This window comes from Streptomyces sp. NPDC005728 (assembly GCF_040630895.1).
In the GTDB taxonomy this organism is placed as follows: domain Bacteria; phylum Actinomycetota; class Actinomycetes; order Streptomycetales; family Streptomycetaceae; genus Streptomyces.
In genome coordinates, this window is the sequence record NZ_JBEXYL010000175.1 from 1 (window position 1) to 10,225 (window position 10,225).

12 protein-coding genes and 3 pseudogenes are annotated in these 10,225 nt (G+C 68.8%); 3 read left to right on the top strand and 12 right to left on the bottom strand.

Annotated features, from left to right (window positions below; genetic code table 11):
- Window positions 1–172: 172 nt before the first annotated feature.
- Window positions 173–613: a hypothetical protein gene (locus ABZ471_RS45795; protein WP_095932473.1), complete on the bottom strand. Its 441-nt coding sequence runs from the start codon at window positions 611–613 to the stop codon at window positions 173–175.
- A gap of 487 nt (window positions 614–1,100) precedes the next feature.
- Between ABZ471_RS45795 and ABZ471_RS45800 the strand changes: the two genes are divergently transcribed.
- Complete coding sequence (locus tag ABZ471_RS45800) at window positions 1,101–1,733, top strand: HNH endonuclease family protein (protein WP_359075093.1); 633 nt, start codon at window positions 1,101–1,103, stop codon at window positions 1,731–1,733.
- A 294-nt stretch (window positions 1,734–2,027) separates the two neighbouring features.
- On the opposite strand, the pseudogene ABZ471_RS45805 reads toward ABZ471_RS45800, so the two are convergent.
- Window positions 2,028–2,573: pseudogene (locus ABZ471_RS45805) on the bottom strand (HNH endonuclease family protein).
- On the opposite strand from ABZ471_RS45805, the gene ABZ471_RS45810 reads away from it, so the two are divergent.
- The gene (locus ABZ471_RS45810) at window positions 2,511–2,642 is read left to right on the top strand and encodes a hypothetical protein (protein WP_359075094.1); all 132 of its coding nucleotides are present in this window, start codon (window positions 2,511–2,513) and stop codon (window positions 2,640–2,642) included. The pseudogene ABZ471_RS45805 and the gene ABZ471_RS45810 overlap by 63 nt on opposite strands.
- 1 nt (window position 2,643) lies before the next feature.
- Here ABZ471_RS45810 and ABZ471_RS45815 read toward each other — a convergent pair.
- The 5 genes and pseudogenes from ABZ471_RS45815 to ABZ471_RS45835 all read right to left on the bottom strand — a co-directional run bounded on the left by ABZ471_RS45815 (window position 2,644) and on the right by ABZ471_RS45835 (window position 5,000).
- Window positions 2,644–2,741: pseudogene (locus ABZ471_RS45815) on the bottom strand.
- Window positions 2,742–2,965: 224 nt separating this feature from the next.
- Complete coding sequence (locus ABZ471_RS45820; RefSeq protein ID WP_359075095.1) at window positions 2,966–3,235, bottom strand: DUF3761 domain-containing protein; 270 nt, start codon at window positions 3,233–3,235, stop codon at window positions 2,966–2,968.
- A gap of 129 nt (window positions 3,236–3,364) precedes the next feature.
- Window positions 3,365–3,565, bottom strand: coding sequence for a hypothetical protein (locus ABZ471_RS45825; protein WP_359075096.1), 201 nt, complete (start codon window positions 3,563–3,565; stop codon window positions 3,365–3,367).
- Between the two features lie 387 nt (window positions 3,566–3,952).
- A complete protein-coding gene (locus tag ABZ471_RS45830) occupies window positions 3,953–4,483 on the bottom strand; it encodes a hypothetical protein (RefSeq protein WP_359075097.1) in 531 nt (176 codons plus the stop codon).
- A 193-nt stretch (window positions 4,484–4,676) separates the two neighbouring features.
- Complete coding sequence (locus ABZ471_RS45835; RefSeq protein WP_359075098.1) at window positions 4,677–5,000, bottom strand: hypothetical protein; 324 nt, start codon at window positions 4,998–5,000, stop codon at window positions 4,677–4,679.
- A gap of 819 nt (window positions 5,001–5,819) precedes the next feature.
- Between ABZ471_RS45835 and ABZ471_RS45840 the strand changes: the two genes are divergently transcribed.
- Complete coding sequence (locus tag ABZ471_RS45840) at window positions 5,820–6,482, top strand: DUF4232 domain-containing protein (RefSeq protein WP_359075099.1); 663 nt, start codon at window positions 5,820–5,822, stop codon at window positions 6,480–6,482.
- A gap of 168 nt (window positions 6,483–6,650) precedes the next feature.
- Here the strand turns inward: ABZ471_RS45840 and ABZ471_RS45845 are convergent, their stop codons facing one another.
- From ABZ471_RS45845 to ABZ471_RS45865, 5 genes and pseudogenes are all read right to left on the bottom strand, one after another.
- Window positions 6,651–6,830, bottom strand: coding sequence for a hypothetical protein (locus tag ABZ471_RS45845; RefSeq protein WP_359075100.1), 180 nt, complete (start codon window positions 6,828–6,830; stop codon window positions 6,651–6,653).
- Between the two features lie 535 nt (window positions 6,831–7,365).
- Entirely contained in the window at window positions 7,366–7,866 is a 501-nt protein-coding gene (locus ABZ471_RS45850) for a hypothetical protein (protein WP_359075101.1), read from the bottom strand.
- 55 nt (window positions 7,867–7,921) lie between these two features.
- Window positions 7,922–9,046 carry a hypothetical protein gene (locus ABZ471_RS45855; RefSeq protein WP_359075102.1) on the bottom strand — a complete coding sequence of 375 codons (1,125 nt, stop codon included), beginning with the start codon at window positions 9,044–9,046 and terminating at the stop codon, window positions 7,922–7,924.
- Complete coding sequence (locus ABZ471_RS45860; protein ID WP_359075103.1) at window positions 9,037–9,942, bottom strand: lactate dehydrogenase; 906 nt, start codon at window positions 9,940–9,942, stop codon at window positions 9,037–9,039. The genes ABZ471_RS45855 and ABZ471_RS45860 overlap by 10 nt, the downstream gene beginning before the upstream one ends.
- Window positions 9,939–10,225 (bottom strand): annotated as a pseudogene (locus ABZ471_RS45865) (hypothetical protein); the annotation flags it as partial. The pseudogene ABZ471_RS45865 and the gene ABZ471_RS45860, both read right to left, overlap by 4 nt.

Sequence of the window (10,225 nt, forward strand, 5' to 3'; positions counted from 1 at the left end):
GGAGTACAACCCGCGCGAGAAGGCATCCGCAGAGGTTCAGGCTGCTTGACGAAACCCATTAAGAGTCTCAAGGGGCACCGGGCCGTGGCCACGAGGTACGACAAGCTTGGTGTGCGCTACGAGGCGACCGTACTGGTGGCTGCGATCAACGAGTGGCTGTGACCTGACGGCGTCAGGTCAGACTGCGGCGTGCCAGGGCGAGAAACTCCGCCTTGAACGGCTCCAGGCGCTCCGCCAGGTTCCCCTCGTCACGCTCCTGCCAGACCGCTTGATTCAGGGCGCGGGCGTAGGCGGTCGTCGGTGAGTGAAGGCCAGGGGCACACAGCAACTCGATGCTCTTCTCGGCTATTCGAAGACCGTCCATCGCCGGCCTGGCCGTCACATACCAGTCATCACCGACCTCCCATCGGGGCGGCCTCGCATGCGCCACGCCCTCAGCCTCCAGCGCGCACCGGATGAACTCCAGCACGGTCCTGATCTGCTCAGCACGTCGCTCCTCCGCCCGCGCCGCAGCCCGCCTTTGTCCGTCAGCCCGGTCAGCTGCCCGCTGCGTCGTGCGCTGGGTCAGATACGTCAACGCACCACCTACAGCCACACCGACCATCGAAATCACTGGGGTCCACAGGTCTCCTGCCACAGCCGACTACTACCAGTACCTGCCCATCGAACGCTGCCGATCTTGCGAGACAAGCTTGTATGCCCAGATACCAAGCCGCTCCAAGACCCACTTCCGATACACGCCCTAGCAGCTCGTGTGCTTCCGAGAGAGTGAACAGAGGCAGACGCGGTTCGTGCAGTTCAGGCATGCCGGCTACGGGATCGACGAGTTCGTCCATGCCGGGCGTAATGGGCACCGACCGTGCTGGTTACGGGGCGCTAGCCAGCCTGGTCAGGGTCTTTGCCGAACTCATGCCCCGGTGGAAGCTGAGGGACGGTCTGCAGGCTGGCGCACCGGGCCGGCCCAAGCCGCGGCGGGTGACCGTGGGGTGAAGGCGGCGTGGGGGAGTTGTCGCATCTGGTCAACGCGCGTAGCGAACCGTGCCAGGACTGCGGTTTTCTCGTGTGCGCATCTCCAACCCCCCACCATCATTGGAGACTTCATGCGTCGCGCCATCTACGGCCTGCCCGCAACCAGCCTGCTCCTGATAGGCGTCTGTGCCGCTCCGGCCCTCGCGGAGCCGCCCGCGCCACCCTCCACGGCAACCGCACGCGCGGAGCTGGCCGCGCTCGCCGTGGCTGCTCCGCATTCGATGGACGGCTACGCCCGGGACAAGTTCGACATCTGGTCCACCCAGCCGGGCGGCTGCACCACCCGCCAGGCGGTTCTGGCTCGTGACGGCAAAGACGTGCAGGACAAGCCGGGCAGCTGTCAGCCCTCCAGCGGTTCCTGGTACTCCGTCTACGACGACACCACCGTCACCAACGTCGCCCAGGCCACGATCGACCACATGGTCCCGCTGGCCGAAGCCTGGCGGTCCGGCGCCGACACCTGGACCGCGGACCAGCGCAAGGACTTCGGCAACGACCTCAAGGACCCCCAGCTGCTGATCGCCTCGGAGTCCGCCAACTCCTCCAAGTCCGACAGCGGGCCGGCCGACTGGAAGCCCACCAACCACGCCTTCTGGTGCACCTACGCCAAGGACTACACGCACATCAAGTCCGTCTGGAAGCTGACCACCACGGACGCGGAGAAGTCGGCGCTGTCGACCATGCTCGACACCTGCACCAACTGACCGCGCCCCGGCCCCGCCGAGTGCTGGACCGCCTGATGCCTGGCCGCCTGGCGCACATGAGCAGGCCGGTGACAGCGTGTGGTGCTCACCCAGGCCAGTGCCATGCCCGGAGCTGTTGACCGGACGCGCTGACATTCAGACTGAGTCTTCGAAGAAGGGTCCCAAGCCGTAGTCGGCCTGGGGCCCTTCAGCGCTGTCCCGCAGGCTTGGGTAGCGGGTCGCTGCGGGAACGCATGAAGGCGGGGCACCTTGGCCGGCTGCGCTGCCCAATGGGGCGGCCAGGTCGAGGTCCGTCTACCGGGCGAGGGTGACGGTGATGGGCTGGTCAGGGCAGGCGGCGAGACGTTCGGCGAGGGCGGTCTGCTCGGTGGGGTCGATGGTGAGCTGGTAGCGGGTTTTGTCGGCGACCCAGTTGGTGAGGTAGGTGCACCAGTAGCCGGCGTACGGGGGCAGCCAGGTACTCGGGTCCTGGTCGGCCTTGGACCGGTTGGAGGCGGCGGAGACCGCGATCAGGGCACGCTCGTCGTCGAGGTCGTTGGCGTAGAGCTCGCGTTCCTTCGCCGTCCAGGCGGAGGCGCCGGAGTCCTAGGCTTCAGCAAGGGGGACCAGGTGGTCGACGTCGAGCTTGCGGGCGTTGTCGAAGTACTGGTCGTCGTAGGGCGAGTGCCAGGAGCCGCCGGTCAGGGTGCAACCGGGCCCGACCTCCGGGGCGTTGAAGGCCGCGGACAACAACACCTCGGACCGCGTATTGCAGCCGTCCTTGTCCGCATCGGTCCAGTGCTTGAACTTGTCACGGCTGTAGCCGGTGCGGCTCTCGTCCTGGACGGTCAGTGCCGCCAGGGCGTCACGGACCGGCAGGGTGATCGTGTCGCCCGGGGCGTGCTGCTGGAGCGCGGTGCGGCATCCTGACTGGCGGAGAGGGCAGGATTCGAACCTGCGTGGGCCTCGTGAGGCCCGACCGTGAGGCGTGCTCGCTGGTCCCCGATCAACCACTCCGGGCACCTCTCCCTGTTCCCGGCCTCGGGGTGTCCCCGCGCCGTTCACGTGAACAACTTTGGCAGGACGTGCTGACGGCGGTCTGATGTGCCTCTGACGAGTGGCTACGTTTGGCCCGCTGACTGGGACCCGGGGGCTCCTAGAAGCCCAGGATGTTCTGGGTCTCGGGTCGGCAGTGGGTCCAGGCAGGTCGCCTTCTCTGGGCGCGGGAGGAAGGCGACCTGCGTTGAGGCGATCTACTTGAACCAGTACCTCACGCCGTGGTGGTGCGAGCAGGTGCCCTGCGAGTGCCGCGAGTACGACAGGGAGGCGTCCTTGCACTTCGCCGTTTCGTACTTGTCCTTGGGCCTTTGATGGTGCGTCCAGCCACACACCCCGGTGGTGTGAGGGATGCAGTGGTGGGCCGTGTTGGTGGACGGCAGTGTCGCCGCCGAAGCGGTCGGTGCGCTGAGGAAGACGCCGGCCAGGGCGACAGCGAGGGCCGGGACAGCAAGACGTGCGCGCAAAGGAATCCCCCCTTTGATGTGGAGCAAGTGCAGCGGGAGTTTATAGCCGTTTGAGCCAACAGCGATGGCAAATCGATTGGCGCCTGGAGCGCGAGGCCGGCGTGTGATGCCAGGTGCACGCCGTGATGCTCAAGTGACCGCGGATCTGTCGGCCAGGGCCCGGAGTTTGGGTGTGAGTTCGGGGTGGTCGCCGCGGAATGCGGATTGGAGGAGTTCGGCGCAGACCACCAAGAGGGCTGCCCGGCCGGTGGTGCTGTCGAGTAGCGGGGCGAACTGGTGATGGATGTGTGCGGCGGTGTTCGGGGCGAGTTGGGCGTAGGTGTAGAACATGGCGATGTTGTAGCCGTGGGGGGGGGGCGAGGCCCCATCCTTCCCAGTCGAGGAGGGTGCCGTGTGCGGTGAGGTTGGCGGTGTGGAAGTCTCCGGGCGCACACTCCCATTCCGTGATCTTGGGTGCGGGGTGGCCGGTGTATTCGGGGACGGCTCGGGTGATCCATTCCTCGCGTACGGCCGTGCGGTCGGTCGGGGTGGCGGCGATGGCCAACAGTGTCGTGTGGATCGTGGCGAACCAGCTGTCGGGCAGGTCGAGTTCGTGGCGCAGGACCGGGTCCCCGGACAGGACCGGCTCGTCGATGTACGCGGTCAGTTCGGCGCGGTAGGCGTAGCCGTCGGCAGTCTGGTCGTGCAGCCTCATGGTTCCCGTATTAGCTCCCCGCCTCAGGCCTTCGCGGGGTACCACTCGGGAGACAGGATCAGCCCGTCGGGCAGGGGCTTCTCAGACGCCGGCACAAGCCCCGATGGCGGTCGCCCCCTCGCAGTCGACAGGTCGACCGTGGCGCCGGAGAACGTTGCGTTGCTGAACAGGTCCCTGGCACCAGAGAAGGTTGCACCGCGGAACGTGACCTCGCCGTCGGCGAATTTAGTGCCGCTGCACTCCACCATGCCGGCGGAGAATGTTGCGTTGCTGAACAGGACCCTGGCACCGGAGAGCGTTGCGCCGCGGAAGGAGACCCTGGCACCGGCGAACGCTGCACTGCGGAAGGAGACCGTGCCGCCGGAGAACTTCGCGCTGGCGAAGGCGACCGTGGCGCCGGAGAACGTCGCGCCATTGAAGGTCACCGTGCCGTCGGAGAACGTTGCGCCACGGAAGGAGACCGAGGCGTCGAAGAAGGGCTGGGAGGCCGCCGAACGCCAGTACCGGCACTGGTGCGAATGCCACGGCCTGCGACCGCTCTGGAGGATCGGCATCCCTTCCGACTGAAGTCCGGCGCCTGGTGGCCGGCCGGCGCTCCCGACACGGCAACGGAACTCGCCGAGCTACTCGACGGCATACCGGGTGAGACGCTCCGGACGTCCCGCGGGAGGGAGACCGATTGGCCCGAGGTGCTCGCACGGCCGCCGCCCGCTTCTGCGAACGGCGGCCGCGAACGGGATCAGAGACTCAGAGCTTGGTGAAGCACATCGTGGAGCCGCGGCCCCGGCGGGTGACCTTGATGCCGTAGTCGTACTCGGACCCGCACTGCTGGCCCGCGACCACCAGGTCGCCCATCTTGTATTCGGCCTCGGGAGAGTCGCAGTCGACGACCGTCGGAACCGGACTGCCCTGAGGGTCCTCGACCTTGACGCAGTCGCCGATGGTGGGGTTGTGCGATGCCGCCTCGGCCTCCTTCTTCGCCTTGCCGCCGTTGGGATCGGTGTTGTAGTCCCAGACCCAGTAGCCGAGGGCGCCGAACACCGCGATGACGATGACGGCGGACCTCAGCATCCGCCCCAGACCGCCCGGCTGCGGTCGCTGCGGCCCACGGGGAGGCTGCGGTTGCTGGGGATGTCCGTACGGGGCCTGTGGCTGTGGCTGTGGCTGCTGCGGGTATCCGTAGGGCGGCTGTGGCTGCCCGTACGGCGGCTGATTCTGGTACTGCGGCGGAGGCGTCGACATGCCTGTGAGTCCCCGTTGTTGAGTGTCGGTTGTTGATCAATGCGGGTGCGAGACTATCCCCCGGTATCGCACGGCCGCCAACGGCGGTCCGACCCTGTTGAGCGGCATGGCGGTGCAGTCGCTCAGCTGCCATAGGGCGACCGGACCGTGACGGTGACTCCCGAACTCATCGACATTGATCAGTGACCGGGCTACGCAGTGATTCCCAAAGCCTGTCCCTTGCCATCCAATCGAGGCGCTTGACGGCGAACCCAGTCGTTTCGGCTTCCTTGCCAGTGAACCTAGTCGTGCGGGGCCGGCGGCGTGGCCGGGCTGCTGCTCCGTGTACGGGCGAGGTGGGTTGAGGGGAGCAGGCAATCGGTTGCGGTCCGTCGGGTTACGGGTCTGTCCCAGGCAGGCTGTGGCCGCGAACAGTGCGGAGCGGTAGCGGGAACCGCCGTCCCGGCTGGTCGGCGGCGCGCCCCGGTGCGGTGCGCCCGGTGATGGCGCGTGTTCCGTCTGGCTGTGCGTGTAACAGGAATGTTCTGGGAGGTGGCCGTGCGGAACGGTGCATGGACTGGGCCGGTCCTGGTGGTTGGTCAGAAACACTCGCTCGTACCGACCCGTACCGAGCGGCCGTCACCGCCAACCAATACTGAGGACGAAACGATGCGCGCTCACAAGCTCACCTTCGCCGCCCTGGCCGTTGCCGCCGGTCTCTCGCTCACAGCCTGCCAGAACGGTGCTGACGGCGCGGGACAGAGCGAACCGTCGTCCGCGCCCACCGCGCCTTCCTCGGGCGGCGGTTCGGGTTCGGGCAGTTCGGATCCGGGCGGCGCGAAGGACTCCACCGGGACGAGCTCCAGCGGGACGCGTACGGGTGCCGGGGCCGGCTCCAACAAGAACAGCAGTGTTGGCCGGTGCCGCACCGACGAGCTGGAGATCACGGCGCAGGACAACACCATCGACGGCGACCCCGACCGGACCGTCGTGGTAGAGCTGAAGAACCGTGGCGGTCGGGACTGCGTGATTTCCGGATACGCGGGCGTCGACCTGAAGACCAACGCGGGATCACTGTCCGCGAAGCGCACTGGCCAGGAGACCAGCTCGAGCATCCTCAAGAACGGAAAGTCGATCTACTTCCCCATCGAATACCCGTTCAGCAAGTCGGGTGGTTCCGGCGTCCGTGTCACGGCGCTGGTGGTGACCCCGCCGAACGAGACGAAGTCGGTCACCCTCCACTGGCCGGGCGCCGCCACGCTGCCGGTCACGGACGGCTCCGGCTCCCCGGTGAAGGTCGGCCCGGTCGGAAGCGCCGGCCAGGGCGAGTGACCCGCACGCCCTGACCAGCCGAGGCTTGGTCACTCAAGACAGTCGCCGAAGCTCAGCCCCCGCCTCTCGACTGACTTCATTGTCAAAGGACAAAGCCGTCAACAAATGACTCCCTCTTCTCCCGTACATAGGCACTCGGAGGTGGCGGTGGGCTGGCGGAGGTCGTCCTTAGGGGTGCTCCAGTTCCAGGGCGGTGTGCAGCAGGTCGAGCAGGGCGGCGTGGTCGGCGGGCAGGACGGCTTCGCGCAGGGTGCGCTTGCGCAGGATGGGTACGTTCAGGCTGATCCCGAGCGGGAGGCCGGGCGTGTCCTGGTGGGGGACGAGCCGGTAGTTCCGGGCGGCGATCATCCATGCCTCGTACCGGTCGGCGGGTCGTCCGCAGCGGGTGGTGTGCCCTTTGTTGGGAGTGAGCTCGGGGCACGGGCAGGACGGGTCGGTTCAGGGGCGGGCCGCGGGATGGGATGCGAGCACCGGGCGGGAGCGGTAGTGGGTGGCGGTGCCGTTGAGTATCGGGCAGTGGGCTGCGGCGTAGGGCTGGCACTCCGGGTGCAGCGCGGGTTCGGGGGAGTAGCGCTGCTGCTGGTCGGCGGGGCGGACGATTACGAAGAACCGTTCCGCAAGGGGCTGGGAGCAGATCTGGCACAGGCGGTTCAGGAAGGCGCGGTGGGCGCGGCCGGCGTCAAGGCTGCCGAAGACGGCGTGCCCGTTGTGGATCAGGGAGACCTACGGCACGACCAGTCCGTCGGCCAGCGGGCGGGCAAGGCAGCGCACGGGGATCGCGGGGCTCATCGAAGTCACGCTCCCTTCAAGGGAGTTGCTGGTGAGGACGTGTAAGCCGGGCCGAGGGGCAGCGCTCGGCGCGCTGGTAACGTCGCAGGGTCGGTCAGTCGTTGGGGTCGACGGTTCGGTCGGAGCCGCCGTGCTCGCGGGCGCAGGTGAGGATGGCGGCGACCAGTGCGCCCGTGTCCTCCTCGTGCGGGAGGCTCCGCGTGTGGGAGTCGTAGAGCTCGCCACAGTCGCCGTTGGCGTCGCTCAGGGATGCCTGCCAGCTGCCGTGCTCCTGGACCGGGTGATGAGTGCTGACGTCATGGCCCGGCATGTCGCTCTGATCGGCGGTGGTGCCACTGAAGGTGATCTCGGTGCCGTCGGACAGCAGACGCAGGCCTGCGTCTGCTACGGCGGTCACCTTCCAGTGGTCCCACTCGGAGTCCTCCAGGCGGCCGGCGAGCTCCGCGCCCGTGGTGCTGCGCAGCTCGATCCGGCCGTCCGGCCAGACACGCGCAGACGCGCCGGGCAAGCTCCAGCCGACCGAGCCGTCGGACTGCCGGGGGATGCCGTTGCGGTGGTCCGGCGTCATCCGCGCGAGCAGTCGGACCGAGGACATGGCTGCGGCCGGGTGCCGGTGATCGGCCGTCTCCGACGCGGCCTGGGCGGCCTGATCAGGGGGCGGTGATGATCTCCTCGGCGGTCTTGGTCAGCAGTGATGTGGACGCGTCGGTGTCGTGGCTGAGGATCAGCGACCGGCGCGGCAGCCGGGACAGGTGCTCTGTCAGGGCCTGCGTGCTGGTTGCGGTGGTGGGGAGCAGGCCGAAGATGTCGGGGTAGCGGTCCTCGGTCTGGTCGTTGAAGATGTCCGCGCCGGTGAGGTGCCGGTCGTTGTCGGCAAGGGCGGGGGTCGCTTCGGGGTCCATGGTGGGGAAGAGGAGTCCGGCTGCGTGGGCTTGGGTGGTCAGGGTGAGGCCGAGCCAGGACGCGAGTTGGTCGGGGAAGAGCTGGGGCTTGAGCTCCTTGCCGTCCTCGCGCCACAGCGGCTCGCGGCGGCCGTCCATGAGGGCGCGGGTCACCGTGGGGTGCTGGGTGGGGTGGAGCTGTCCGCCGGCGAGAATCCTTTCCCGTACCTGGTCGTACAGGCCGGTCGCATCGAGGAGGCCGAGCGCGGCGGCCGACGGCCACGGCAGCACCCGCACGCGGCCGTCGGCCTCGGGGCGGACGAAGACGCGGTCGTTGGCCAGCAGCCCCCACCCGCGCAGGGCGAGGAGGAGGCCGGTGGTGGTCTTGCCGGCTCCCTTGTCGCCCAGGGTCAGGACAGCGTCCCCGCCCAGTGTGGCGGCGGAGGCGTGCAGGACGGTCCAGCCGCCGGCGATGAGCTGTCCGCGGACGAGTTCGCGGGCCAGGCGGGCGGCGGCGACGGCGACCGGTTCGGGCTCGTCGCCGACGATGACCAGGCGTCGGGCGTCGGCCTGGTAGCCGATTCGCTCGCCGGGCTGCACGGCGTAGGTGATGCCGTCCTGGCGGGAGACGAGGGTGCGTGTGTTCGCGTAGGTGGTCTCTTGGTGGCCGTAGTCCGTGATGAGGGTGGTGATGTCGTCCATGCGGCCCGGGTCGACGTCGGCGAGGACCAGGCCGCCGCCGTCGGCGAGGGAGCCGGGTCCCGGGGCGGCGTCGGCACAGGCGTTCCACCAGGGGCCGAAGTAGCGGGCGGACCAGTCGGTGACCGCCTCAGTCTGGCTGGCGACCGTGACGGTGGCGGTGTCGGCCTGGATACGGGTTGCGCTCAAAGGCACGAGCGGGCTCCTTCTTCGTGTGCGATCTGCTGATAGGCGGTGGTGAGTTTGGTTCGGGCGGCGAGGAGTTGGGCGGTCTCGGCCTCATCCAGCGTCAGCGGGTGCACGGTCGGCTGGCCGGCGCTGATGCGCAACCGGATTCCGAGCCACACGCCGCCGCGGTTGACGGACAGCACGTCGGTTCCGTCCTGCTCGGCGAGGAGATGCCGGAGCGCGGAGAGGACGGCGGCCGCAGGTCCGTGGCGAGTGCGGCCGATCCCGGCGTTGATCCGGCGCGGGCGGTCGGTGAGTTCGGCGCGGACCAGGTCCAGGGGCACCGTGCACGGGGCGCCGTGCACGGTGGTGGTTGAGGCGCAGATGACCGCCCCGTCTCCGTGTTCGCCGATCACGTACCCGTCCACCGCTTCGACGGGCACGCGGTGATGGGCGGCGAGCGCGGCGCGGTAGCGGGCGGTGTCGGTCGCCGACCCGATGCCGTAGGTGGGGGCGCCGCTGATCGTGGCGAACTGGCGGGCGAGGACGTCCACGGGGTTGGTCACCATGACCACGGGGCGCGTGTAGCCGGTCAGGGTGCGGCCGAGTTCGGCGATCAGGGGAGCGTTCGCGGCGAGTCCGGCCAAACGCACGTTGCTCGTCGCCGTGTTGGTGAATGGGGCACGGGGGCACATCACCACGGCGTCCGCCTGGTCCAGCTCAGCGGCGGTGACCACCTGCGCGCGAGTACCGATGCCGCCGACGTGGGCCATGTCATCCAGATCAGCGACCAGACCAGCGGCACTCTCGCCCGTTCGGGAGGTGATCAGCAGCCGGTCACACCAGGGCTCGCCGACGAGGAGCGCGGCGACGGTCTGACCGATGGCGCCGGCTCCGACGATGCCGACCGCGTGGCCGGTCACCGGGCCGCCGCCCGGGGCACAGTCCGCAGGGCAAGCCGCCAGGCTGCATCCGGATCGGCTCCGGCCGCGAGAGGGGCACTGACCAGGTCCAGCAGCGTGCACAGGGCCTCGGCCCGGTCGATGACGGCTCGGGCGTGCTCGGGCAGCGGCAGCGCGACGGGAGCGGTGAGGTAGGTGGAGAGGATGTTCACCGTATCCATCAGCCACGTCACGATCAGACGGCGCAGCCACAGGACGCGCAGCGGCCCACGCAGGGTACGCATCTGCCCGGCCACGAACGCGG